This is a genomic window from Microbacterium lacticum (assembly GCF_006716815.1).
GTDB classification, from domain to species: domain Bacteria; phylum Actinomycetota; class Actinomycetes; order Actinomycetales; family Microbacteriaceae; genus Microbacterium; species Microbacterium lacticum.
This window is the reverse complement of the sequence record NZ_VFPS01000003.1, coordinates 244,848-268,483: the sequence shown is the minus strand read 5'-3', so window position 1 is coordinate 268,483 and position 23,636 is coordinate 244,848. Positions and strand designations below refer to the sequence as shown.

The window sequence follows — 23,636 nt, the reverse complement described above, 5'->3', positions numbered from 1 at the left end:
CCCCACGACCGGATCTCCGACGTTCTGAACGGGACCCCTCGTCGACCGGCCCCGGCGGAGCCGCGAATGGCGCCGCCTGTCGGCGACGCCATTCGAGTACGGACCGCTCAGCAGCAGCGGGCTCCGGGGTTGCGGTCCTGGTCGTCCATTCGGTCGCGCCAGAACTGCCGCTCGGTGACGGGCGGGGCGTCGGGGTGATGGCGCCGCTGGTGCGCGACATAGGTCGCATAGGCGCTGTCGCCCATCAGGCTCGTCATGTACCAGCGGACGGCGCCTGCCGCCCGCGCCGTCTGCCGCCAGGCGCGCGTCCACAACGTCGGAGAATCGGCGCCCGCCCCCCCGATCAGGGGCTCGGAACACGTCTCCGCGACAGAATCTCCGACGTTGTGAACGGCGCTCATCGTCAACCTCTCCTCACACGACCCGGATGCCCGTGCCCCCGCCGGGCGAGCTCGTGCCGCTCCTCGGCGAGGATCGGCTCCCACTCCTTCTCGAGCTCGCGCTCGGAGGCGGTCGGGATGAGACCGGCCGGCGCGTAGCGGCGCGAGGCCACGGGCGCGTCTTCGGTGTTCTCCCCGCCGCCCCGCCGGATCGCGGTGATCGTCACGACGATCGAGGCGATGATCACGATGATCGCGAGGGTCACGAAGATGATCGACAGCGTCCCCTGCACGGCGGTGTTGCGGATGACCGCGCCGACCACCTCGGGGCTGCCGAGGCTGCCGTCACCGGCATCCTGCGCGGCGCGGTACTTGAAGTGGTTCGCCCAGTATCCGATCGCCGGCACCGGCGAGAAGATCTTGTAGCACGACGCCGTGATCGTCACGACGGCGGTGAAGACCATCGGAACCGCGATGATCCACAGCCACTTCACGTAGCTCGGCCCGCGCTTGGCGACGATCGCCATCACCACGGCGAGCGCGATCGCGGCGAGCAGCTGGTTGGCGATGCCGAACAGCGGGAAGAACGTGTTGATGCCGCCGAGCGGGTCGGTGACGCCGAGGATCAGGATGTACCCCCAGCCGGCGACCATGATCGCCGTGCAGATCCAGACTCCCGGGCGCCACGTCACGTCGCGGAACTTGGGGAACCAGGCCCCGATCGAGTCCTGCAGCATGAAGCGCGCGACGCGCGTGCCGGCATCCACCGCGGTCAGGATGAAGAGGGCCTCGAACATGATCGCGAAGTGGTACCAGAAGGCCATCAGCCCCTGGCCGCCGAGCACCTGCTGCATGATGTGCGCGAGGCCGAGGGCGAGGGTCGGGGCGCCACCGGTGCGCGAGACGATCGACTCCTCGCCGACGTTCGCGGCGGTCGTCGTCAGCATGTCGGCGGTCAGTGGCGAACCCGTGAGCCCGAGCGAGTTCACGAACGCGACCGCGCCTTCGACCGTGCCGCCGGTGAGGGCGGCGGGGGAGTTCATCGCGAAGTAGATGCCCTGATCGATCGAGAGGGCGGCGACGAGCGCCATGATCGCGACGAACGACTCCATGAGCATGCCGCCGTAGCCGATGAAGCGGGTCTGCCGCTCCTTCTCGATGAGCTTCGGGGTCGTGCCCGACGAGATGAGCGCGTGGAATCCCGACAGGGCGCCGCAGGCGATCGTCACGAACAGGAACGGGAAGAGCGGCCCGGCGAACACCGGTCCGAGACCGGTCTTGCCGAACTCGGTGAGGGCGGGCACCGTGATCTCGGGGCGGGCGATGAGGATCGCCCCGGCGAGCATCACGATGACGCCGATCTTCATGAACGTCGACAGATAGTCGCGGGGCGCGAGCAGCAGCCACACGGGCAGGATCGCGGCGATGAAGCCGTAGATGATGATGCCCCACGCGATCGTGGTCTTGTCGAGGTGGAACAGCGCCTGGCCCCACTCGGTGCCGGCGACCCAGCCGCCGCCGATGATGGCGGCCATCAGCAGCACGAAGCCGATGATCGAGACCTCGGTGACCTTTCCGGGGCGGAGGTACCGGAGGTACACGCCCATGAACAGCGCGATCGGGATCGTCATGGCGACCGAGAACACGCCCCACGGGCTCTCGCCGAGAGCGTTGACGACGACGAGCGCGAGGATCGCCACGATGATGAGCATGATCAGCAGCGACGCGATCATCGCCGCGGTGCCGCCGATCCGGCCGAGCTCCTGGCGGGCCATCTGGCCGATCGTGCGGCCGCCGCGGCGCATCGAGAAGAACAGCACCGTGTAGTCCTGCACGGCACCGGCGAGCACAGCGCCGACGATGATCCAGATCGTGCCGGGCAAGTAGCCCATCTGCGCGGCGAGCACAGGGCCGACGAGCGGTCCGGCACCGGCGATCGCGGCGAAGTGGTGGCCGAAGAGGATGCGGCGGTCGGTGGGCACGTAGTCCTTGCCGTCGGACTTCACCTCGGCGGGAGTCGCCCGCTTGTCGTTCGGGCGCGTGATGTAGCGCTCGATGACCTTGGAGTAGAACCGGTAGCCGATCAGGTACGTGCAGACCGCGGCGAACACGAACCAGATCGCGTTGACGGTCTCACCGCGCACGATCGCGAGCATCGTCCACGCGAGACCGCCGAGCAGGGCGATCGCGATACAGATCACGATCTTCGTCGGCGTCCAGCGGTTGTCACGGGCATCCTGCTCGGGCGTCAGCGACGTCGGCGGAAGGTTCGGATCGCTGACGATCTCGGGCTCGTCGTCGGCGAGCGCGCCGTCTCGGGCGCGCGAAGAGGGTGCTGTCATCGGATCCTCCCGGGATAGGCGCATCGTCGCGCGCGTCCACGCTAAGGAGGGCGGAGGTGAGATGGATGCCTCGTGCCGCCGCGATGCGACGAGCGGCACGGATGCCGCGACGAGCGGCGGTTCTGGCGGAACAGGGGCCGCCCCGCCTACGTTGGAGGTGACGAGCCGGGGGAACGGCCCCGGCCCGCTGGAGAGGAAGCGCCATGTCGGATGTCCAGGTCGTGCGCAGCGACGAGAAGGAGCGGTACGAGATCACGGTCGACGGCGGAGTGGCCGGGTACACCGAGTTCGTGCTGGCCTCGCCCGGGCGCGTCATCTACCCGCACACCGAGATCGACCCGGCCTTCGGCGGGCGCGGTCTCGGGACGACCCTCGTGGGCGAGGCGATGGCCGACGAGGCGCGCCGCGGCAACACGGTGATCCCGGTGTGCCCGTTCGTGATCAAGTACCTGAAGTCGCACGACGTGCCGGGCCTGAAGATCGAGTGGCGTCCGCGCGACGTCGAGGTCGCCGAGTCCGCCCCCACCGACGAGAAGCAGCCCGGCGACGAGGGCGTCGGAGACGGGCGGGGATGACCCGGCTCGACGCCGGTCCGCGCCACCGCGACGTGCTCGGCAGCGACGTGATCGTGCGACGCGGAGTGCTGAACCTCATGACGAGCGGTGCCGGCATCGCGCACTCGGAGTACTCGGTGGGCGACGACGCGGTGCCCCTCGACGCGCTGCAGCTCTGGGTCGCGCTGCCCGAGAGCCGGCGCGACGGGGCGCAGGCGTTCGAGCGGCACGAGGATCTCCCCGTCGTCGATCTCGGCGGCGGCGCCCGGGCGACGGTCGTCGTCGGCGCGTTCGGCGGCGCCTCCTCCCCCGCGACGATGTACACCCCGATCGCCGGCGTCGAGGTGAATATTCCGGCCGGGGCATCCATCACGCTGCCGCTCGAGCCCGCATGGGAATACGCGCTCGTGGGGATGAGCGGCGAACCGCAGGTGCACACGGATGCCGAGGCATCCCTCCCGCTCGCCGACCAGAGCCTGCTGTACCTCGGCATCCATCGCGACCGCGTCGAGGTGACCGCGGAGCGCGATGCGACGCTGTTCGTGCTCGGCGGCGAGCCGTTCGAGGCCGACATCGTGATGTGGTGGAACTTCGTCGCGCGGACGCACGAGGAGATCGTCACCGCTCGGGATGCCTGGGGGGCCGAGGGTGCGCCCGGGGCCGCTCCGACCCGATTCGGGCACGTCGTCGGTCACGGCGACGAGCGCCTTCCCGCCCCGCCGCTGCCCGCGGTGCGCCTCAGCCAGCGGCGGCGCCGGCCCTGACGGGAGCGCCGCGCGCCCGTTGGCTGCGTGGGGTTCATGGCGCAGGGCTGGTTTATCACGGTCGGAGCGGGTTTCCGCCCCGGTACGCTGGGAGCGTGGCCCGACACCCGATCCTCTCGACGCGCGTTCTGCTGGTGTGCGCGGCGATCGGCGTCGCGACGGGCATCGTCGGCGGCATCGCGGGACTGCTGACCCCCGTCGTTCTCGCGACGGTGCTGTTCGCCTACGGGTTGCTGCTCGGTGCGCACGTGCTGCCCGGCATTATCGCGCAGGAGGTGCTGCGCCTGCCGCTCGTAGCGATCCTCACGCACATGCTCGCCGCGCTCGTCTCGAGCGCCTTCAACCCGGCGTGGACGATGCGGTTCCTCGGCACGGCGCTCCTCTTCGGTGCGATCCAGGAGGGCGTGGCCGCCCTCACCCGGTACCGCGCGTGGGGCGCGTGGCGCTTCTTCATCTCGGCATTCATCATCGGCGTGATCGTCGCCGTCGTGGTGCTCTTCGCGGCGCACCTGAGCGCGCTGCCGCTGTGGGCGCAGATCACGTACCTCGCGCTGTCGGTGTGCGGCCCGATCGCCTGGACGGCGATCGGCCTCGCGATCGGCGCCTCGCTTCGCCGAGCCGGCGTCGCCCGGCAGGGCGCGGCGCGCTGACCTGGCCGCCGCTTCGAGCCGGTCGCCACATCACCGAGGCAGGACAAATCACCGACGCAGGACGGCTCGGCGCCCAGGCATCCTGCGTTCGTGATTTCTCCTGCGTCCGTGACGCGGCGTGAGCACCGGCGCGCCCGCGACTGGCCGCGGAAGTTAGGTTCGGCTAACCTGGGATGACTCCACTGTCCTGACCGCTGGGAATTCCCGTGACCTCTGCCGTCTTCGGAGCGGCCGCCGCGGAACCCCTCGGCGAGACCCCGACGCCCCTCGTCCGGGTGCGCGATCTCGGCATCCGCCACGACGGCGCGACGCACGCCGCCCCCGCCGCGGCGACCTTCGACGTCGCGCGCGGCGAGGTCGTGCTGCTGCTCGGACCGAGCGGCGCCGGCAAGTCGACGCTCGCGCTCGCGCTCGACGGCCTGATCCCGCACGCCGTGCCCGCGACGCTCGAGGGCTCGGTGCTCATCGACGGGCTCGACACCGCGGTGACCCCCGTCGCCGAGTTGAGCACGCGTGTGGCGATGGTGTTCCAGGACCCGGATGCGCAGCTGGTGACCGGAACCCTCCTCGACGAGGTGGCGTTCGGCCCCGAGAATCTGCGCCTGCCGGTCGACGAGGTGCTCGCCCGCGCCGAAGACGCCCTGCGCCGGGTGGGCCTGTGGGAGCGGCGCACCGAGAACCCCGACTGTCTCTCCGGCGGCGGCCGGCAACGCCTCGCGATCGCCTGCGCCCTCGCGATGGGATCGCCCCTGCTCGTGCTCGACGAGCCGACCGCGAACCTCGACCCGCGGGGCATCGAGGAGGTCTACGCGGCGCTCGGGGAGCTCGTCGCCGCGTATGACCGGGCGATCGTGCTGGTCGAGCACAACCTCGACGCCGCGACCGCGATCACCGATCGCGTGGTGGTGCTCGACCACGCGGGGCGCACGGTCGCCGACGGCTCGGTCGACGAGGTGCTGCGCGGGCGGGCCGACGAGCTGCACGCGATGGGCGTCTGGCTGCCCGTCTCGACCCTCGCCGCGCTGCGCCTGCGCGACGCGGGCTGGCCTCTCGATCCGCTCCCGCTCGATCCCGCCGAGCTGCACGCCGCGCTCGAGACGATGGATGCCCCGCCACCGGCGGCCGCGCCCGCCCCGCCACCGGCAGCCGCGCCCGCCCAGGCACCAGCGGCGGAGGCATCCCCCGACGCCGTTCACAATTCGGTCTCCTCTCCTCCCGAAACCCCGACTCAGCCGGATTCCGCCCCCGGCGACGCGCGGAGACGGAATGCCGAACCGCTCATCCGGGTGCGGGGCCTGCGCACCCGGCGCGGCAAGACCGAGATCCTGCACGGCGTCGACCTCGACGTCGCCGCCGGCGAGTTCGTCGCGATCGTCGGCGCGAACGGCGCCGGAAAGACGACCTTGCTGCAGTCGATCGCCGGGGTCGTGCCCGTGCCGCGCGGCCAGGTCAGCGTCGGCGGCACCGACATCGCCCGCACCGACCTCCGCACCCTGTCGCGGCGGATCGGGTTCGTGTTCCAGAACCCCGAGCACCAGTTCATCGCGCACACCGTCTACGACGAGCTCGCGCACGGCCTGCGGCTGCAGAGGCTGCCCGAGGCCGAGGTGCGCGAGCGCGCGTTCGACGTGCTCCGCCGGTTCGGGCTCGAGGACCAGGCCGACGTGCATCCGTTCCTCCTCTCCGGCGGCCAGAAGCGGCGCCTCTCGGTGGGCACCGCGCTCGTCGCGGGAGCGCCCGTGCTCGCCCTCGACGAGCCGACGTTCGGCCAGGACCGCGCCCGCGCCGACGAGCTGCTGACCCTGCTGCAGGGACTCAACCGCGACGGCACGACGGTGCTCGTCGTCACGCACGACATGCAGCTGGTCACCGAGTACGCGCACCGCACGGTGATCGTCGGCGACGGGCGCATCGTCGCGGACGCCCCGACGCCCGATGTCTTCGCCGACGAGGCGCTGCTGCGCACGGCGGGCCTCCGACTCCCGCCGCTGCGTCGTGCGTTCGCGGGTCTGACGAGGCATCCGTCGCTCGCCGCCGTCACGCGCCTCGCCGACCTCGCGGGCGCGGCCGGAATCGCAGGCGGGATCACGGCCGGAACCTCCGACGGAAGCGCGACCGGGGGCGCCTCATGAGCGCCGTCGCGATCGACCCGTACGCCACCGCGGCCCCGTCGGGGCGCTTCCTGTACGGGCTGAACCCGCTCGCGAAGCTCGCCGCGCCGCTGCCCGCGATGCTCGTTCTGGTGTTCGTGCGCGACCTCGCGACACCCCTCGCCTTCATCGTGCTCGCCTACGCGGTGCTCCTCGCCGGGGCGCGCCTGACCGCGCGGCTCGGTCTGCTGCTCGTCGTCGCGCTGCCGCTCGGCGCGGCCGTGATCGGGCTCGGCATGGCGCTCTGGACGGATGCCTCGCGCGTCGACACCTCGGTGACGATCCTGCAGATCGGCGGCTGGAGCCTCTACGGCGGCGCCCTCGCGGTGGGTCTCGCGACGGGCCTCCGCCTCGTGGCGATCATCGCGCTCGCCCTCATCGCGGGGCTCACGAGCACCGGACCAGACCTCGTACGCGCCGCGGTGCAGCAGCTGCGCGTGCCGTATCGGATCGGCTACACGGCGCTGGCGGCGTTCCGGTTCGTGCCGCGGTTCGGCCACGAGTTCGAGGTGATCCGGCAGGCGCACCGGGTGCGCGGTGCGCGCGGCGGCCGCGGCCCGTTCGCGGCCCTCGCCCGCTGGTGGGGCTACATCGTGCCGCTCCTGGCGGGGGCGATCCGGCACGCCGAACGCGTGGCGCTCGCGATGGATGCCCGCGCCTTCGGCGCCCACCCCGACCGCACCGAGCGGCACCTCGTGCCGTGGCGGGTGCGCGACACCGTGTTCGTCGCCGCGTTCTGGGTCGTGAGCGCGGGCATCCTCATCGCCTTCTTCCCGTGGACCCTCTGACCCGCGCCGACCCGCCGTTCACCCGCCGCTGACCCTCTCCCCTGACCCTCCACGACCGCCGCTGACCCGCTCCGACCCCGCCGCGTTATCCGCCTCGAAAGGACACCCGCATGGCCCGGTTCTCCCGACTCGTCAAGCCCGCCTCGCAAGAGCTCGTGCGCCTCGAGGTGCTGCGCACCGAGCGGCTGAGCCCGCACTGGATCCGCATCACGCTCGGCGGCGGTGAGATCGACCGGTTCGCACCGCTGGGGTTCGACCAGTGGTTCCGCCTGTTCCTGCCGCACAGCGGCGAGGGCGGCGACGAGGCCCTCGAGCGCATCCCCGCGAAGGCGAACAAGATCTTCGGCTACCTGAAGTACCTGCGCATCCCCGACGGGGTACGCCCCGTCATGCGCAACTACACGGTGCGCGCCTTCCGCGCGGCCGGCCCGAGTGGCGGCGCCGAGATCGACGTCGACTTCGTGCTGCACGGTAGCGGACCGACGGCGGGCCCGGCCTCGCGCTGGGCCGAGGCCGCCGCGCCGGGCGAGTCGGTCGTCGTGATCGACGAGGGGCTCGGTTTCAATCCCGAGAACGGCGTCGAGAAGGTGCTGCTCGTCGCCGACGAGACCGGGGCGCCGGCTGTGGCCGGCATCTGCGCCTCGGTGCCGCCGTCGGCGACGGGCCTCGCGATCATCGAGGCGCCGTCGGCCGACGACATCCTCCCCTTCGACGCGCCGGCGGGCATCGAGGTGCGCTGGCTGGTGCGGGATGCCTCGGCGAAGCCCGGTTCGCTGGCGCACGCCGCGCTCGAGGAGCTCGCGGCACCGGCATCCGACACGCACGCCTTCATCGTCGGGGAGCAGTCGCTGCCGACCGCCGCACGGCGGCACCTCGTCGCGCAGGGTCTCGGCAAGGATCGGATCAGCTTCGTCGGGTACTGGCGCGTCGGCGCGGCCTCGCCCGCCCCGAAGTCGGAGCAAGCCCGCCCCGCGGCGGAGGGGGCGCACTGATGGGCCGCGTGACGACCGCGTACCTGCTGACCTGCGCCGCGATCGGGGTGGCGACGGGGCTTCTGATCATCCCCGCGACGGCGTTCTCGACCGCGACCTACGCGACCCTGCCGCCGGTGTCGGCGCTCGTGGCGGGGGCGTGGGTGATCGGTTTCGTGATCGCGATGCGGCTCATCGAGCGCCCCGGGGCGGCCCTGCTCACCGGACTCATCTCGGGGCTCGTCGCGACCCCGCTGTCGACGACCGGGCCCGCGATCGTGATCACCAACGTGATGTTCGCGGCGTTCATCGAGCTGCCGTTCCTGGTGACGCTCTACCGTCGCTGGTCGCGCTGGCTGTACTACGTCGGGGCGACGCTGCTCGCCACGTTCTACGCCGTGTGGACCGTCACCGCAGCCAACATGCAGGCCTTCCCGGTCTGGGTGGTCGTGCTCTACGTCGTCGCGCTGTTCGCGTCGGAGCTCGGCGCCGTCGCCCTCGGCATCGTCATCGCCGACCGGCTGCGCGCTGCGGGCGTCGCCCGGCTCGCGCGGCGTCGGCCGGCGACGGTCGGGGTGGCCGAGGCGGGGGCTGCGGCGACCGGGGCGACCGGGGCATCCGCGGCCGCGGCGACCGACTGACGCGGCCCGCGGCGGCGCGGGGCATTCACGCCCGACGAGACGCCGACCTCAGCGCACGAACCGCCGTCACCCGCGCGCGGCGAGCCATCCTTCGAGACCGTCGAGCAGACGCTGCAGACCGAACTCGAACAGCTCATCGAGGTCGAGGTCGAAGTCGTCGCTGCGCACGAGCGCCGAGAGCATCGGCAGGTTCTCCGACGTGATCAGCGCCGCCATGTCGCCGGCGCGGGTCGACATGAACTCGTCCGCGGTGAGACCGGTGTCCTGCTGCTGCTCCGACTCCGCGGCGATGTCGTTCGCGAGCCCCTTCGTGTGGCTGAAGATCAGCACGCAGATGTGCATCATCTACCGAAGGTCGAGGCCCAGCGGCGCCAACGCCTGCACAGCCCACTCGGTGTAGCGCAGGCCGTGCGGCACGAGCTGGGGACGCGTGAGCCGGCGGAATCGCCGGTCCGGCCCTCGCCTACTGGCTCGGCACCCACGGCATCCGATCGACGATCGTCGAACAGGCGACGACGCTGCGGCTCGGCGGCCAGGCCGTCGACCTGCACGGACTCGGCGAGATCGTCGCCGAGCGGATGGGGATCCTGCCGCGCGTCCGCGAACTGCTCGTGCCCGAGAAGGGCCTCCGCTACGTCGACCGCGACGGTCGAGAGCTTGCGACCATGCCGGCCGACCTCTTCACCGGCGACGGCAGCCCCGTCACCGAGCTCGAGATCATGAAAGGCGACCTCACCGTCATCCTGCACGAGCTCATCGCCGGGCAGACCGACATCGTCTACGGCGACCGCATCAGCGCGCTCGACGAGACACCTGACGGCGTCGAGGTCACCTTCCGGAGCGGCGCCGTCCGCACCTACGACCTGGTGGTCGGCGCCGATGGCATCCATTCCGGCGTGCGCGCGCTCGCCTTCGGACCGGAGTCCGGTTTCGTCACCCACCTCGGGCTCCATCTCGGCGACTGCACCGTGCCCGACGCCGGCCCGCTCGACGACTGGTTCGAGATGTGCAACCAGCCCGGTCGCATGCTGGGCTGCGCCCCGAGCGGGGCGGCACCGCGAAGGCGATGCTGGCGTTCGCCGCCGACGGGGTCGACGTCGACCGGCGCGACGTGCCGAGCCAGAAGCGTCGCCGCCGACACGGTCGTCGCGGGCATGGGGTGGCGTGCGCCCGAGCTTCTCGCCGCCGCCGACGCCGACCCGGAGTTCCACCTCGACACGGTGAGTCAGGTGCACATGGATGCCTGGACGACGGGACGCGTCGCGCTCCTGGGCGACGCCGGGTACTGCGGCTCGCCGCTCACCGGCATGGGCACGAGTCTCGCGCTCGTCGGCGCGTACGTGCTCGCGGGGGAACTCGCCCGCGAGGTCGCACTCGACGCCGCCCCGGCATCCGACGGCGCCCGGGCATGCGACCGCGGCCCGGCATCCGACGGCGGCGGAGTCGACCACACCGCGGCGGTCCGGCGCTACGAGGAGATCATGCGCCCGCTCGTGAAGGCCGCGCACACGCTTCCTCCCGGCGGCGCCGACGGCTTCCTGCCGCGCAGCCGGTTCATGCTGCGGATGCGCGTGCTCACCGCCCGGTTCATGCACCACTGGCCGATGAAGCAGCTCGTGGCGCGCATGCTCGACAGATCCGAGGCCATCGAGCTCCCCCGCTACGACGCGCCCGTCGCAAACGCCCGCTGACCCCTCGCACGGAAAGGATCACCCATGGATACCCTCGCCACCGCCCTGTTCGACATCGTCACCATCCTCGCCATCATCGGCGTGGCCGCGCCTCCGGCGCCTGAGCCGGCCCAGGAGGCTCGAACCGCCGCACCCGCGCCCGCCGCACAAGCCAGGCCCGCAGAAAGCGTCACATAGGCGCAGGCGGCTGCGCCGAAGAAGCGCACCAAGTACCCGCCAAAGGTGTCGTTCTACCAGGAGCAGGAGGACACCGACCGCATCCGCGGCGCGATCATGCACACGATCCCCTACGAGGGCGTGCGCAGCCTGTCGCAGTTCCTCAGTGGAGCCGCGATGAAGGAAGTCGAGCGGCTGGAAGCGAAGTACGACAACGGCAAGCCGTTCCCACCCGTCCGGGCTCGAGAACTGCCCCAGGGTCGACCGATGGGGGAGTGATGTGAACAAGAAGCCTGCGCAGTCGTTCGACCCCGTGTTACTCGACCTGGCCGACGCTGAGGACTACGCGATCGTCGTCAACGCTCGCGACGAATGGGCCGGGCGCATGGAGCACGCGGCCGAGGAGGAAGATGACCGGATTAGCTACAACCAGCTCCCAGATAGTGACAGCGATGCGCCGCGGCTTCGCGCCGAGGCTGAGCGCGCGCGCGCGATCCGAGACGACATAGAGCGACAACTCGACGCCAACAGAGCTGCTCGCCGCAGGGTGAGGAACGACGAGGCCGAAAACGGAGAAGCCCATGACTGATGGCGAAATCAAGGACACCGTGTCCACGATCCGGGGTCAAGGCCCCTCATCGGCCTCGAGCCTGTCCAGCACCATCCGGACCGCACGGTCCTTGAACGATTGCGGATACTTCGCGGGCATGTTCCCATCCTCTCGATAAAGGAACGGAACGAAACCCAGGGCGATTCAACGTGGCATCAACGCGTAGATGTTTCAGTTTCTTCTGTGCTGGGGCTGTGTCAGGTGCTGGACCGGGTGTAGGCAGCGGCGCGCACCACATCTTCGTCCTCCAGTCCAGCTCCTATTGCTCCGCCCACGGTGGCCAGGCTGGCGGTGAGCCAGCTGATCTTCGCGTAGTCCAAAGCGTTCACTGGGTGACCGGCGATACCGGCCAGTGCCTGCTCGTCGATGAGCAGCAGCGCGCCGACCCAGGACAGGATGAATAAGACGAGGTAGAACACCACAACCCCGATGGCCACGGTCGCGGTGGTGGCCAAATTGAACAGGATCACCTGCTCACGTTGGGCTCGCCGCCGTGGGCGCTCCCACAAGTCGGCTCCCAGGATCAGGGTGGCACTCACCGCCCCGATCGCCATCACCGCCAGCAGGACCAGGCGCACCGGCCCGTAGGTCATGGCCAGTACCCATAGGTCCGAGGCCACCAATGTCACCATGCCGGTGGCCGCTGCCACGACCATCGCCCGGGAGAGCCGGGCCACGAAGGCCCAAGGCTGGTTGGCGCGGATCATGCCCAGCAGCAACCGCACGTTGCCGCTCAGCACTCGGGCCGTGAACTGCACGACGTTGTCGTCCAGGCGTTCGTCGAGATCGGTGGACAGCTGGTGGGCTCTTCGAGCAAGATCCCGCTGGGCGTTGAGGTCTTCGGCGTCGTAGCCCAGGAGTTGCCCGACCACGTGCACGGTGGTCTCTTGCACCTTCTGCCGCACGTGCACGGCTCCCAGGGCTGGGACGGAGACCAGTCCCACCCCGTGCACGGGGCTGAGCTGGGTGAGCACCGGACGTCGGCCGGTCTTCAGGGGGATCTCGGTGAGCACCACGGCCAAATCCCAGTTCTCCTCCAGCACGCGGTTTCGGGCCGCCTCCAGCAGGTCCAAGGTCTCGGCGGGTGGACCGACCAGCCGGTCTTCGGCCATCTTCAGTTGCCAGCGCACTCCCGGATACCGCTGCACCAAAATCTTGCGCACCGAGGTGGTGACCTCGGGGCCGAGCACCGCACTCAGGGATGGTGAGACCACCAGGCCGATGAGCAGCTCGGCATCGGAAAGGGGTTCGGCAGGATCGTCGGTGGATCGGCAACGCTCAGCAGTCACCGCTCCATGGTAGGCAACGAACGGGCTGCTGACGGGACTGACCCGGCAGGTCCTGCAGTCCGTCCGGGACAGGTCTGGAGCTGGGACATCACCGACCTGCGCACCCCGTGGCGCGGCGTCGCGTTCAAGGCGTACTCGATCATCGATATCTTCTCCCGCAAGCTCGTCGGCTGCCGCGTCGAGGAACGCGAAGTCGACGACCTCGCCGTCGAGATGTTCGAGGACGCGTTCGGTCGGCATGGGATACCCGACGCCGTCCACGCTGACTCCGGCCCTGCGATGCGCTCCGGAGCGCTCAAGGACTTCCTCAGTGAGCTCGGCGTCACGCAGACACACAACCGGCCCCGGGTGAGCAACGACAACCCGTTCTCCGAATCGGAGTTCCGGACAATGAAGTACCGGCCGAACTATCCCGGCACCTTCGCGACCATCGAACAGGCGCGCGCCTACGTCGAGTGGTACGTCCCCTGGTACAACCAGAACCACAAGCACTCCGGCATCGCCCTGTTCAGCCCGAACGAGGTCCACGACGGCACCTGGCACCACGCCTGGAACCGACGCGACGCGACCCAGCAGGCGTACTACGACAAGCATCCCGAGCGATTCCGTCGACCGCCCCACACGCCCGCACCCGCCGACATCGTCGGCATCAACCTCCCCAAGCCGACCGACGATGCCAAAGCCGAGCCCGAGCGACTCCACGCAGCTTGACACAGCAGGATTCCGCGCGAAATGGCAGATCCCTACATAAGAGTAGGAAGTCCACTTAGACTTGACGTCCGCCGCCGCCGTCCGATCGCCCGCGCGATCATCCTCCCGTGCTGGGGGTGAACGCGCGGTTCATGACTGGTATCCGAGCACCGTGGTCATGCCGGTCTCGGCGTGGTAGATGTTGTGGCAGTGCGCGACCCACTGGCCGGGGTTGTCGGCGTCGAAGTCGACTGTCAGGGTCTGGCCCGGGAGGATGATGGAGGTGTCCTTCCGGGGGCCGCCGTTCGCGTGCTGGTAGGTGTGGCCGTGCAGGTGGAACGGATGCCACATCTCGGTGTCATTGCGGATCCGCAACTGCACCCGCTCCCCACTACTGATCGCGTGCGCGTCCCGCAACGGGTCGTTCATGTCGAACCGGCGCCCATTGATCCCCCAGTCGTACGCCTCCATCCCCCCGGTCAGCGCGAGGTGCACGACCCGGTCGGGGGATGCCTGGTGCAGGGTGACGGAGGCGGTCGCGCTCAGCCCGGCAGCGGTGCCAACCCTGCCGGTGCCGAGCTCGGCGACGGGGACGTCGCTGGCCGGAGCCGTGCCAGCGGCGGTGCGAACGAGCGCGAACGCGCGATCCTGCTTGCCTTCCGCGTCGGCGACGACAGGGAACACCCCATCGTCCAGGGTGACCTGCAGGTCGTAGCGTTCGCCCATCCCGATCAGGACACTGTCGACCTCGACAGGATCCACCGGGAACCCGTCGGTGTGGGTGATCGTCAGGGTGTGGCCGCCGATCGCGAACCGGAACGCGGTGTCGCTACCGGCGTTGATGACACGGATCCGCACCCGGGCACCAGGAGTGCCGGTGAATTGGGCGGGGTCGGCTTTGGATTTGCCGTTGATGAGGTAGTGCGGGTAGTAGACGTCGCCGGCGTCGCCGCCGAGCAGGTCGGAGGTGGCACCCATCAGCAGGTTCCCCATCCGCATGAACATGTCGCCCATCCCGCCCATGTCTCCCATGCCCTTCGAGAGGTCGGTGAGGACCTGGTCCGGGGTGGCGGTGACGCCGTCGAGCCAGTCGTCGAGGATCAGCACCCATTCGTCGTCCCACGTCACCTTCTCGTCCGGGTCGTCGATGATGAGCGCACCGTAGAGGCCGTGGTCCAGTTGCGGGCCGACGTGGGGGTGGAACCAGTAGGTGCCCGGATGCGGGGTGACGAACTCGTATGCGAACTGTCCGCCCGGGGCGATGGGGGCTTGGGTGACCGGAGGGACCCCATCCATGTCGTTGCGGAGGGCGAGTCCGTGCCAGTGCACGGAGGTGTCCGCGTCGAGCTGGTTGCGGACGGTCGCTTTCAGCGTGTCGCCTGCGGTGAGCCGGATTACCGGGGCCGGGATACCTCCGAACGCCCAGGTGGCGGCGGCGGTACCGGCCAGGTCGAGCGTGGTGGGGGCGGCGGTGAGGTCGACGGTGGTGACTCGGCCGGTGCCGCCGCGGTTCTTCTCCGTGCCGGACACCGCTGCGCCGGTGGGTGTCACCCATTGCGGCGCAGGGGTGCAGGAGGCGAGCACGGCTGCCGCGACGGCGCCCAGTCCGAGTCCGAGCACACCTCGTCGGGTCAGCAGCATCGGGGAGGACGGTGTGGGAGAGAGCGGACGGTCAGGCATGTTCGGGCTCCTCCTGCATGGTCGTCGCAGCGGGCGCCTGGGCGGGCAGGCGGAGCCGCTTGAGGAGGAGGGCGTTGACGGCGACGATCACGGAGGAACCGGACATCGACAGGGCGGCGATCTCCGGGGACAGCATGATCCCGAACGCCGGGTAGAACACGCCGGCGGCGATGGGGAGGGCGGCGGCGTTGTATCCGATGGCCCAGCCCAGGTTCTGCCGCATCTTTCGCAGTGTGCCCTTGCCGATCTTGAGTGCGATCGCAACATCGAGCGGGTCCGAGCGCATCAGGACCACGTCGGCGGTCTCGATGGCGACGTCGGTGCCGGCGCCGATCGCGATGCCGAGGTCGGCCTGGGCGAGGGCGGGGGCGTCGTTGACGCCGTCGCCGACCATCGCGACCTTCTTGCCCGTCTTCTGCAGCTCGGCGACCTTCGCGGACTTGTCCTCGGGGAGCACATCCGCGATCACGGTGTCGATGCCGAGGAGAGCGGCGATCCGGTCGGCGGTGGGCTTGTTGTCCCCGGTGAGCATCGCGACCTCGACGCCCTGCTCGTGGAGAGCGTCGATCGCGGTCTTTGCGGTGTCCCGGGGCGCGTCGGCGAGACCGATGATCCCGGCGACTTGCCCGTCCACGGCGAACAGGATCGCGGTGCGGCCGGACCCAGCCAGGTCCTGCTGAGCGGCCTGCACCCCGCTGATGTCGATCCCCTCCCCGGTGAGAAGGCGCGGGTTGCCGAGGACGACCTGTCGACCGTCGACGGTGGCGATCGCGCCCTGCCCGGTGACGTTTCGGAACGCGGTCGCGGTGCGACGGGGGATGCCGCGGGCGTCGGCGTAATTCACGATCGCTTTCGCCAGAGGATGCTCGGATTCCCGCTCCAACGCGACCGCGAGGGAGAGGGTCTCGAGGTCGTCGCCGCCGACGGGGATGTAGTCGGTGACCTCCGGCTCCCCCTTGGTGAGGGTGCCGGTCTTGTCGAACACGACCGTGTCGATGCGGGCGGCGGTTTCGATCCCGGCGGCGTTCTTGAACAACACACCGCGCTTGGCACCGAGCCCGGTGCCGACCATGATCGCGGTCGGCGTCGCCAATCCGAGGGCGTCGGGGCAGGTGATGACGACGACGGTGATGGCGAACAGGATCGCCATCGGCACCGCAGCGCCGGCGAGCAGCCACACCAGGAAGGTGAGGGTGCCGCCGATCAGGGCGACCAGGACCAGCCAGAACGCTGCCCGGTCAGCGAGGCGCTGCCCGGGGGCTTTGGAGTTCTGCGCCTCCTGCACGAGCTTCACGATCTGCGCCAACGCCGTGTCCGACCCGACTTTGGTGGCTGTGACGCGGAGGGTGCCGACGGTGTTCACGGTCGCTCCGATCACCTCCGACCCGGGCGCTTTGTCCACCGGCATGGACTCGCCGGTGACCATCGACTCGTCCACCTCGGACTCTCCGGATTCCACGACACCGTCGGTGGGGATCTTCGCCCCCGGCCGCACCAGCATCAGATCCCCCGGGACGACCTCGCTGGTGGGGATCTCGACCTCCTGCCCGTCACGGATCACGACCGCCTGCGAGGGCGCGAGCTCCAGCAGGGTGCGGATGGCGTCGTTCGCGCCGCCGCGGGCGCGCATCTCCACCCAATGCCCCAGCAGCACGAAGGTGGCAAGCACCGTGGCGGCTTCGTAGAACACTTCACCGCCGCCGGTGAGGGTGACCGCGAGGGAGTACAGCCAGCCGGCGCCGACTCCGACCGCGACGAGCACCATCATGTCGAGGGTCTTCGCGCGCAGCGCCCGGTAGGCGCCGTCGAAGAAGATCCACGCGGAGTAGAAGATCACCGGCAGCGACAGGATCAGCATGAACACGTCATCGCGCAGCCCGAACGGGGCCGGCACCTCGAATCCGATCACCTCCCGCCCGATCGGAGACCATAGGGTGATCGGGATCGACAGGATCAGCGTGACCAGGAACCGGTTGCGCATGTCGCGGATCATCGCGTCCATCGACATCCCGCCGTGGTGCCCACCGTGGCCCATCATCTCCTGCGCACTGTGACCCGACGCTGCACCATGATCGTGCCCACCCGCGGCCGCGGTGTGACCGGCGTGCTCGACGTGGTGACCGGCTTGCTCACCGTCATCCGCCGTCGCCGACGGGGCGTGCGTGTGGTCGTGGCCAGCGGCGTGATCGTGGACGGGGTCGTCGTGATAGCCCGCAGGACCCTCATGGCCCGCGTGGCTGGCGTGACCCGTGGCATCCGTGTGGCCCTCGTGCGCGTCGTGACTCGCGTGCGGTTCTTGTGCGCCCTCAGCTGCGGGGCCGTGGTGGGCGCTGTGGTCGTGCGCACCCTCGTCGTGCGGGACGTGCGCGGGGTCGCAGATATGGTCGGGGACGGACTGGCCGGCGCAGTGATACCCGCAGTCGATGACCCACTGCTGCAGGTGCGCTACCGAGGTGGTCTCGGGGTCGTAGGTGACGGTCGCGGTCTGCGAGACCGGGTTCGCGTCCACGGCGATCACCCCGGGTTGTCGGCCCAGGTGGGCTTCGGTGACGTTCTTGGAGGTCGCGCGGATCATGCCGCTGACCTGCAGGGTCACGGTTCTGGTGTCACTCATTTCGGTTCCTTCCCGATGGCGGGGTCGGTGGTGTCGGGGTGGGGCCAGTGCCAGTCGGCGACGGCGGGGATGTCGGTGCCGTGCTCACGGGTGTGGGCGCGGGCATGCAGGCGGGCGTCCTGCAGCTCCTGCCGCAGCTCCGCGTGGCGGGCGGCGAGGCCCGGGACGTGGTCGAGGACGTCGATCGCCAGCCGGTACCGGTCGAGGTCGTTGAGCATGACCATGTCGAACGGGGTCGTGGTGGTGCCGCGCTCCTGGAAGCCGTGCACGTGCAGGTTCTGGTGTCCGGCGCGGTTGTAGGTGAGTCGGTGGATCAGCCACGGGTAGCCGTGGTAGGCGAAGATCACCGGCTTGTCGGGGGTGAAGATCGCATCGAACTCCCGGTCCGGCAGCCCGTGCGGGTGCTGGTCCTCGGATTGCAGCCGGGTCAGGTCGACTACGTTCACCACCCGCACTCTCAGGTCGGGGACGTGCTCGCGCAGCAGCGCCGCCGCCGCGAGGGTCTCGAGGGTGGGGACGTCGCCGGCGGCGGCGAGCACCACATCCGGCTCGGTGCCTTCGGTTTCGGTGCCCGCCCACGGCAGGATGCCCAGCCCGCGGGTGCAGTGCTCGATCGCCTCGTCCATCGTGAGCCACTGCGGGGCGGGCTGCTTCCCGGCGACGACGACGTTGAGGTACCCGGTGGAGCGGAGGCAGTGGTCGTAGGTGGACAGCAGTGTGTTCGCGTCGAACGGGAGGTAGACGCGGACGATGTCGGGGCTCTTGTTCAGGGCGAGGTCGATGAACCCGGGGTCCTGGTGGGAGAACCCGTTGTGGTCCTGCCGCCAGACGTGGCTGGAGAGCAGGTAGTTGAAGCTCGGGATCGGGTCCCGCCACGACACCTCCCGGGCCGCTTCGAGCCATTTGGCGTGCTGGTTGAACATCGAGTCGACGATGTGGGTGAATGCCTCGTAGCAGTTGAACAGGCCGTGTCGGCCGGTCAGGACGTAGCCCTCGAGCCAGCCCTGGCACTGGTGCTCGCTGAGCACCTCCATCACCCGCCCGGTCGGGGCCAGGTGCTCGTCGACGGGCTCCACGGCCGCGTTCCACTGCTTGCCGGTGGCCTGGTAGACGGGTGGGGCGAGTCGGTTGGAGGCGGTCTCGTCCGGGCCGAAGATGCGGAAGTTGTCCGGGTTGTCCCGGATCACCCCCGCCAGCCAATCCCCCAATGTCCGGGTCGCTTCGCCGGTCGACGCCCCGCGCGCGGCGGGGTCGACGGGGTGGGCGTGCTCGCGGAAGTCCGGGAGCCGCAGCGGGACGGTGAGTTGTCCGCCGTTGCCGGCCGGGTTCGCGCTCATCCGCCGATCCCCGTCCGGGGCGATCGCGACCGTGGTCGGGCGTGGGGCGCCGATCACGTCGAACAGCTCGTGCGGGCGGTAGGACGCCAGCCAGTCCTCGAGGATCCGCAGGTGCTCGGGATTGTCGCGGACCTCGGCGAGCGGCACCTGGTGGGACCGCCAGGTGCCCTCCACGGGGAGCCCGTCGATCACCGGCGGGCAGGTCCAGCCTTTCGGGCTGCGCAGCACGATCGCCGGCCACGCCGGCCGGCCCTCCAGGGTGCCGGCCGCCGCGGCGGTCTTGATGTCCGCGATCCGGTCCAGCACCTCGTCCAGCACGCCGGCGAACCGGGCGTGGGGCTCCCGCGGGTCCTCGCCGTCGAAGCCGACGGTGACCACGAACGGCTCGTGGCCGTAGCCGCGCAGCAGCGCGACCAGCTCGTCCTCGGGGATGCGGGACAGCACCGTCGGGTTGGCGATCTTGTACCCGTTCAGGTGCAGGATCGGCAGCACCACCCCGTCCGCGGCGGGGTTGAGGAACTTGTTGCCGTGCCACGCGGTCGCCAACGGCCCGGTCTCCGCCTCCCCGTCGCCGATCACACAGGCGACCAGCAGATCCGGGTTGTCGAACGCCGCCCCGTAGGCGTGCACCAGGGAGTAGCCGAGCTCGCCGCCCTCGTTGATCGACCCCGGCGTCTCCGGGGACGCGTGCGAGGGGATCCCGCCGGGGAAGGAGAACTGCCGGAACAACGCCCGCAGCCCCTCTTCGGTGCGGTCGATGCCCGGGTAGCGTTCGGTGTAGGTGCCGTCCAGGTAGGCGTTGGCGACCATGCCGGGTCCGCCGTGCCCGGGCCCGGTCACGTACAGGGTGTTCAGGTCGCGGTCGCGGATGGCACGGTTCAGGTGGGCGTAGAGGAAGTTCAGGCCCGGGGTGGTGCCCCAATGGCCCAGCAGCCGCGGCTTGATATCGTCCCGGCTGAGGCGGTGGCGCAGCAGCGGGTTACCCTGCAGGTAGATCTGGCCGATGCTCAGATAGTTCGCCGCCCGCCACCACGCATCCACCGCCGCCAACTGCTCGACGGTGGCATCAGTGGTGCGGTGCGCCCACGCGGGGGGTGCCGGTGTGGGGGTCATGGTCGGTCTCCTTCCGATCCGCGGCCGCTCGGGTCGCGCCAGGTGCGAATGACGGGGGTCATGGTGTTGCCGCCGGGATGAGAACGGTGGCGGTGGTGTCGCGGATCCAGACCACGCCGCGGTCATCGACCAGGACGACCGCACCGTCCCCGGTGACCCCGAGGGCTTGGACGGTTCCCGTGGTGGTGCCGACGTTCTCCCAGCCGGTGCCGACTAGGCGTCGCAACGTCCCGTCGGTGTCCACTCCGACCACCCCACCGGTTGGGTCGGTCTCCACCAGGTACAGCACTGGCGCGTCCGGCGCCGGGGTGAAGGTGGCGCCACCGTCGGTGCTGTGCTGCAGCCCGTCCTGGGTGGCGGCGTACAGGGTGCCGTCGGTCGCGGCGGCCAGGTCGACGGCGGGCAGCTCGGCACCGTCCGCCCAACTCTGCCCGCCGTCGCTGCTGGTGCGCAGCAGCGGGCGGGAGGATCCGATCCCGTACAGGGTGCCGTCGCCGGTGACGGTGAGGACGTGGAAGTCCTCTTCCCCGGTGAACGCGACCGGTTCCCACGAGGCGCCGGCGTCGAGGCTGCGGATGATGCCGAGGTTGGGGGCGCCGAGCTCCGCCGGGGTGGACGGGCCGGGGTGCCCGGACGCGTAGAGGGTGTCACCGGTAGCGGTCAGTCCCATCGCGTCCAGGTCGATGCCACCGACCGGGCCGGTGACGGTGCCGTCCTCGCCCAGCGTGTACAGGCCGGTGTGGGTGCCCAGCAGCACGGTGCCGTCACCGGCGTCGACGATGCCGTGCACATGCCCGAACCCGGCCGCGGTGCTCGCGGGGGCATCGGGCTCCGCAGGGGTGGTGCTGCAGCCCGTGAGCAGCAGCGCGACGGTGACGGTGGCCGTGATCGCCAGTCTGCGGGTGGTGGGAGAGATCATGAACGGAGAGCCTTTCCGTGCGGGTACGCCGGATACCGGTGACCGCACAGGGGTCGAGGGTGGGGCCTCGGACGGGACCGGCATCGGGAGCGCGGGTCCGGTCCGAGGGGTACCGGGTCAGAGGCTGGCGAGGATGTCCTGCATCGTGGTGATCTCGGCGGTCTGCCCGTCGATGATCTGCTGCGCGAGGGCGGCCACGTCCGTGTTCTGCCCGTCGGTGAGCACCGACTGCGCCATCGTCACGGCGCCCTGATGGTGAGCGATCATGCCGTTCAGGAACAGGCGGGTCGCCTCGACCCCGGTCGCGGCATCCAAAGCGGCCATGTCGTCCTCCGACATCATCCCGCCGCCCATGTCCATGCCCTCCATCCCGGACATGGAGTCGTCGTACGGGACGCCCCACTCCTGAAGCCAGCCCTTCATGGTCTGGATCTCCGGGTCCTGTGCGGCCTTGATCTGCTCGGCGAGGGAGACGACCCGCTCGTCGATGCCGTCTTTCGCGAGGATCTGATCGGCCATCTCGATGGCCTGCTGGTGGTGCGGGATCATCATCGTCACGAACATCTCGTCCGCGGCGTTGAACGCGGCGGCGGACTGGGACGGGGCGGTGCTGGTCATCCCCCCGGAGCCGTGGTCCATGCCGGGCATGGTGCCGTCGGTGGGGGCGCAGCCAGCGAGCACGAGCACGGTGGCCAGGGCGCCAGCGGTCAGCGTGAGAGTACGAAAACGCATCAGGGGTGTCCTTGTCTATTCAGTCGGTGAGGGTCTGATTCAGTGCCCGGGAGGGCAGAGTGCAGCATCCCCGGCAAGGGTCGCCGGGGTTCAGGCGGAATCAGGTGCGACTGATGGACAGGACAAGCAGTGAAGGCGGGCGGGGATGCGGCAATCCGGCCAGCAGAGTCCGGGTATGGGAGCGCGAGCGGGCTACGGCGTATGCGAGAAGGGCACGGGACGTCGGGGCGAGCAGGACGATCACCGCGGCCAGCAGCGCCAGCACGCACATCATCATCAGCATCGAGTGATCCGGCATCCCCGCAGGGCTGCCGCACCCGTCCTGGCAATGCCCCCCAGCGCCCTCCGCCGCAGCTGCGGTCATCGGCGTATCGTCGGCGGCGGCTGGTGCGGAGCCGACCTGGCTGTGCGTGCTCATCGCGCTGGTCTCTGATGCCAGGGCGGGCTGGTGGGAACCGGTCAGGATGTGCATGGACAGCAGCCCGGTGATGATCGCCAGGGCGATCGGAGCGGCCAGCAGGAGCCGTCGCACCCCGGGGGTCAGACGCGCGTGCGAGCGAATCACGTTCACGACCGACCTCCTTCCCGTCCAGGGTAGCGGTGCCCTGCCTCCGCGACACGGTCAGAACACCACGCACGGAGCGGGTGCCCCCTACCACTCAGCATATACCCATCCGGGGTATCCAGGATGGGTATCGCTTCGGGGATGGCTACCCGCCCGGGGTATGCTGGGCGTGATCGAGGAAGGGGCGTCGACGGTGAACCAGGTGGTGGCACGACGGCGGGCACTCGGGTCCCGGCGTGCCCTGTGGTTCTACCTGGCCGCGGTGACCGCGATCATCGCGGGGCTGCTTGCGATGCATTCACTGAGTCTGGAAGAGGGCCAGGCGGGCACTGTCGTGTCCACCTCCGCAGTCGTTGCGGCCCCCGATGCCGCCGCTGATGTCCTGGTCAGCGGGGTGGCGACCCCCTCGTGCGATGAGACGGTCTGCGGGACGTCTCATGCTTTCGCTGCCGTGACGTGTCTGCTCGCGTTGCTGACCCTGCTCATCCTGGTGCTCCCGGCCCGGGACGGGTGGATGTCGCTGCTGGCGTGGCTGCGATCCCTCCCGGGCAGGCCGGGCTCGTTCACGTCCGGGTCGCCTCTTCTGCGACCCTCCCTGATCGTGCTGTCGATCAGCCGCACCTGATCAGCACCCCGCCCGCGCCCGCCGCCTGAGCCGCCGCCGGCGCGTGATGTCGCCGACGGTCCACGATGTGCGGCCCGCAGGCGAGCGCGACCCGTCTGCGGCAGCGCCATGGGTGATCCGATCCCGGATTCTCGCCGTGCACTCCGGGCCGCGGCTCCCGGTTGGACCGTGTGACGGCGGTGGCGACCGTGCGCACCTTCATCGTCCCCCTCATCCAGGAAAGTCTTGTATGCCCGAACCCGCCCCCTCCTCCCCGACTCCCGGTACCGGGACGCGCCGTGCGGCGAGAGCCGCCCTGTCTTCCCCACCCGTCCAGACGCGACGCGATCGACGCCGTCGGCCCACCCGTGCCGCCCGGACACCTCGACACGCGCC

Annotated in this window: 23 protein-coding genes; 13 read left to right on the top strand and 10 right to left on the bottom strand. The window is 70.2% G+C overall.

Going from position 1 to position 23,636, the window contains the following annotated elements; translation table 11 throughout:
* Nucleotides 1-107 precede the first annotated feature (107 nt).
* Together FHX68_RS15925 and FHX68_RS10010 are read right to left on the bottom strand one after the other, a co-directional pair.
* Complete coding sequence (locus FHX68_RS15925) at nt 108-401, bottom strand: YbdD/YjiX family protein (RefSeq protein ID WP_141381102.1); 294 nt, start codon at nt 399-401, stop codon at nt 108-110.
* A 2-nt stretch (nt 402-403) separates the two neighbouring features.
* Nucleotides 404-2,722 carry a carbon starvation CstA family protein gene (locus tag FHX68_RS10010; protein ID WP_141381103.1) on the bottom strand — a complete coding sequence of 773 codons (2,319 nt, stop codon included), beginning with the start codon at nt 2,720-2,722 and terminating at the stop codon, nt 404-406.
* Between the two features lie 203 nt (nt 2,723-2,925).
* Between FHX68_RS10010 and FHX68_RS10005 the strand changes: the two genes are divergently transcribed.
* From FHX68_RS10005 to FHX68_RS09975, 7 genes are all read left to right on the top strand, one after another.
* Nucleotides 2,926-3,297 carry a GNAT family N-acetyltransferase gene (locus tag FHX68_RS10005; protein WP_141381104.1) on the top strand — a complete coding sequence of 124 codons (372 nt, stop codon included), beginning with the start codon at nt 2,926-2,928 and terminating at the stop codon, nt 3,295-3,297.
* Entirely contained in the window at nt 3,294-4,040 is a 747-nt protein-coding gene (locus FHX68_RS10000) for a pirin family protein (RefSeq protein WP_141381105.1), read from the top strand. Before FHX68_RS10005 ends, FHX68_RS10000 begins: the two co-directional genes overlap by 4 nt.
* A gap of 95 nt (nt 4,041-4,135) precedes the next feature.
* Nucleotides 4,136-4,690: an ECF transporter S component gene (locus tag FHX68_RS09995; protein WP_141381106.1), complete on the top strand. Its 555-nt coding sequence runs from the start codon at nt 4,136-4,138 to the stop codon at nt 4,688-4,690.
* A gap of 206 nt (nt 4,691-4,896) precedes the next feature.
* Entirely contained in the window at nt 4,897-6,822 is a 1,926-nt protein-coding gene (locus tag FHX68_RS09990) for an ABC transporter ATP-binding protein (RefSeq protein ID WP_141381107.1), read from the top strand.
* A complete protein-coding gene (locus tag FHX68_RS09985; protein WP_141381108.1) occupies nt 6,819-7,628 on the top strand; it encodes an energy-coupling factor transporter transmembrane component T family protein in 810 nt (269 codons plus the stop codon). Before FHX68_RS09990 ends, FHX68_RS09985 begins: the two co-directional genes overlap by 4 nt.
* Nucleotides 7,629-7,738: 110 nt before the next feature.
* The gene (locus tag FHX68_RS09980; RefSeq protein WP_141381109.1) at nt 7,739-8,620 is read left to right on the top strand and encodes a siderophore-interacting protein; all 882 of its coding nucleotides are present in this window, start codon (nt 7,739-7,741) and stop codon (nt 8,618-8,620) included.
* Nucleotides 8,620-9,240 carry an ECF transporter S component gene (locus FHX68_RS09975; protein WP_141381110.1) on the top strand — a complete coding sequence of 207 codons (621 nt, stop codon included), beginning with the start codon at nt 8,620-8,622 and terminating at the stop codon, nt 9,238-9,240. Before FHX68_RS09980 ends, FHX68_RS09975 begins: the two co-directional genes overlap by 1 nt.
* A gap of 66 nt (nt 9,241-9,306) precedes the next feature.
* Here FHX68_RS09975 and FHX68_RS09970 read toward each other — a convergent pair whose 3' ends face one another.
* Nucleotides 9,307-9,570, bottom strand: a complete 264-nt coding sequence (locus FHX68_RS09970) for a TetR/AcrR family transcriptional regulator C-terminal domain-containing protein (RefSeq protein WP_170219060.1) — start codon at nt 9,568-9,570, stop codon at nt 9,307-9,309.
* Nucleotides 9,571-9,683: 113 nt separating this feature from the next.
* Between FHX68_RS09970 and FHX68_RS09965 the strand changes: the two genes are divergently transcribed.
* The 4 genes from FHX68_RS09965 to FHX68_RS09955 are packed head-to-tail and all read left to right on the top strand — an operon-like array spanning nt 9,684 to nt 11,676.
* Nucleotides 9,684-10,931, top strand: a complete 1,248-nt coding sequence (locus FHX68_RS09965; RefSeq protein ID WP_141381112.1) for an FAD-dependent monooxygenase — start codon at nt 9,684-9,686, stop codon at nt 10,929-10,931.
* 24 nt (nt 10,932-10,955) lie between these two features.
* Nucleotides 10,956-11,108, top strand: a complete 153-nt coding sequence (locus tag FHX68_RS15225) for a hypothetical protein (protein ID WP_170214268.1) — start codon at nt 10,956-10,958, stop codon at nt 11,106-11,108.
* A gap of 45 nt (nt 11,109-11,153) precedes the next feature.
* The gene (locus tag FHX68_RS09960) at nt 11,154-11,366 is read left to right on the top strand and encodes a ParB family protein (protein WP_170214269.1); all 213 of its coding nucleotides are present in this window, start codon (nt 11,154-11,156) and stop codon (nt 11,364-11,366) included.
* Nucleotide 11,367: 1 nt separating this feature from the next.
* Nucleotides 11,368-11,676, top strand: coding sequence for a hypothetical protein (locus tag FHX68_RS09955; RefSeq protein WP_141381113.1), 309 nt, complete (start codon nt 11,368-11,370; stop codon nt 11,674-11,676).
* Nucleotides 11,677-11,894: 218 nt separating this feature from the next.
* Here the strand turns inward: FHX68_RS09955 and FHX68_RS09950 are convergent, their stop codons facing one another.
* A complete protein-coding gene (locus tag FHX68_RS09950; RefSeq protein ID WP_141381114.1) occupies nt 11,895-12,986 on the bottom strand; it encodes a hypothetical protein in 1,092 nt (363 codons plus the stop codon).
* 6 nt (nt 12,987-12,992) lie between these two features.
* On the opposite strand from FHX68_RS09950, the gene FHX68_RS09945 reads away from it, so the two are divergent.
* Nucleotides 12,993-13,697: a DDE-type integrase/transposase/recombinase gene (locus tag FHX68_RS09945; RefSeq protein WP_141920192.1), complete on the top strand. Its 705-nt coding sequence runs from the start codon at nt 12,993-12,995 to the stop codon at nt 13,695-13,697.
* Between the two features lie 129 nt (nt 13,698-13,826).
* On the opposite strand, the gene FHX68_RS09940 is transcribed toward FHX68_RS09945, so the two are convergent.
* The 6 genes from FHX68_RS09940 to FHX68_RS09915 all read right to left on the bottom strand — a co-directional run bounded on the left by FHX68_RS09940 (nt 13,827) and on the right by FHX68_RS09915 (nt 22,642).
* A complete protein-coding gene (locus FHX68_RS09940; protein WP_141381443.1) occupies nt 13,827-15,356 on the bottom strand; it encodes a multicopper oxidase family protein in 1,530 nt (509 codons plus the stop codon).
* Nucleotides 15,349-17,970, bottom strand: a complete 2,622-nt coding sequence (locus FHX68_RS09935; protein ID WP_141381442.1) for a heavy metal translocating P-type ATPase — start codon at nt 17,968-17,970, stop codon at nt 15,349-15,351. Before FHX68_RS09935 ends, FHX68_RS09940 begins: the two co-directional genes overlap by 8 nt.
* Nucleotides 17,967-20,420, bottom strand: coding sequence for a phosphoketolase family protein (locus FHX68_RS09930; protein WP_141381441.1), 2,454 nt, complete (start codon nt 20,418-20,420; stop codon nt 17,967-17,969). Before FHX68_RS09930 ends, FHX68_RS09935 begins: the two co-directional genes overlap by 4 nt.
* 58 nt (nt 20,421-20,478) lie before the next feature.
* Nucleotides 20,479-21,339, bottom strand: coding sequence for a F510_1955 family glycosylhydrolase (locus FHX68_RS09925; RefSeq protein WP_141381440.1), 861 nt, complete (start codon nt 21,337-21,339; stop codon nt 20,479-20,481).
* Nucleotides 21,340-21,456: 117 nt separating this feature from the next.
* Nucleotides 21,457-22,071, bottom strand: coding sequence for a DUF305 domain-containing protein (locus FHX68_RS09920; protein WP_141381439.1), 615 nt, complete (start codon nt 22,069-22,071; stop codon nt 21,457-21,459).
* Between the two features lie 100 nt (nt 22,072-22,171).
* Nucleotides 22,172-22,642: a DUF6153 family protein gene (locus FHX68_RS09915; RefSeq protein ID WP_141381438.1), complete on the bottom strand. Its 471-nt coding sequence runs from the start codon at nt 22,640-22,642 to the stop codon at nt 22,172-22,174.
* A 154-nt stretch (nt 22,643-22,796) separates the two neighbouring features.
* Here FHX68_RS09915 and FHX68_RS09910 point away from each other — a divergent pair, with 154 nt between their 5' ends.
* Nucleotides 22,797-23,261 carry a DUF6153 family protein gene (locus FHX68_RS09910; protein WP_141381437.1) on the top strand — a complete coding sequence of 155 codons (465 nt, stop codon included), beginning with the start codon at nt 22,797-22,799 and terminating at the stop codon, nt 23,259-23,261.
* The last annotated feature ends 375 nt before the right edge of the window (nt 23,262-23,636 follow it).

What these genes read in the sequence shown, in the direction of transcription:
- FHX68_RS09925 (WP_141381440.1), bottom strand. Translation starts at nt 21,339, where the DNA reads ATGATCTCTCCCACCACCCGCAGACTGGCGATCACGGCCACCGTCACC.
- FHX68_RS09980 (WP_141381109.1), top strand. Translation starts at nt 7,739, where the DNA reads ATGGCCCGGTTCTCCCGACTCGTCAAGCCCGCCTCGCAAGAGCTCGTG.
- FHX68_RS10000 (WP_141381105.1), top strand. Translation starts at nt 3,294, where the DNA reads ATGACCCGGCTCGACGCCGGTCCGCGCCACCGCGACGTGCTCGGCAGC.
- FHX68_RS15925 (WP_141381102.1), bottom strand. Translation starts at nt 401, where the DNA reads ATGAGCGCCGTTCACAACGTCGGAGATTCTGTCGCGGAGACGTGTTCC.
- FHX68_RS15225 (WP_170214268.1), top strand. Translation starts at nt 10,956, where the DNA reads ATGGATACCCTCGCCACCGCCCTGTTCGACATCGTCACCATCCTCGCC.
- FHX68_RS10005 (WP_141381104.1), top strand. Translation starts at nt 2,926, where the DNA reads ATGTCGGATGTCCAGGTCGTGCGCAGCGACGAGAAGGAGCGGTACGAG.
- FHX68_RS09945 (WP_141920192.1), top strand. Translation starts at nt 12,993, where the DNA reads ATGGTAGGCAACGAACGGGCTGCTGACGGGACTGACCCGGCAGGTCCT.
- FHX68_RS10010 (WP_141381103.1), bottom strand. Translation starts at nt 2,722, where the DNA reads ATGACAGCACCCTCTTCGCGCGCCCGAGACGGCGCGCTCGCCGACGAC.
- FHX68_RS09935 (WP_141381442.1), bottom strand. Translation starts at nt 17,970, where the DNA reads ATGAGTGACACCAGAACCGTGACCCTGCAGGTCAGCGGCATGATCCGC.
- FHX68_RS09930 (WP_141381441.1), bottom strand. Translation starts at nt 20,420, where the DNA reads ATGACCCCCACACCGGCACCCCCCGCGTGGGCGCACCGCACCACTGAT.
- FHX68_RS09975 (WP_141381110.1), top strand. Translation starts at nt 8,620, where the DNA reads ATGGGCCGCGTGACGACCGCGTACCTGCTGACCTGCGCCGCGATCGGG.
- FHX68_RS09985 (WP_141381108.1), top strand. Translation starts at nt 6,819, where the DNA reads ATGAGCGCCGTCGCGATCGACCCGTACGCCACCGCGGCCCCGTCGGGG.
- FHX68_RS09920 (WP_141381439.1), bottom strand. Translation starts at nt 22,071, where the DNA reads ATGCGTTTTCGTACTCTCACGCTGACCGCTGGCGCCCTGGCCACCGTG.
- FHX68_RS09940 (WP_141381443.1), bottom strand. Translation starts at nt 15,356, where the DNA reads ATGCCTGACCGTCCGCTCTCTCCCACACCGTCCTCCCCGATGCTGCTG.
- FHX68_RS09910 (WP_141381437.1), top strand. Translation starts at nt 22,797, where the DNA reads ATGCTGGGCGTGATCGAGGAAGGGGCGTCGACGGTGAACCAGGTGGTG.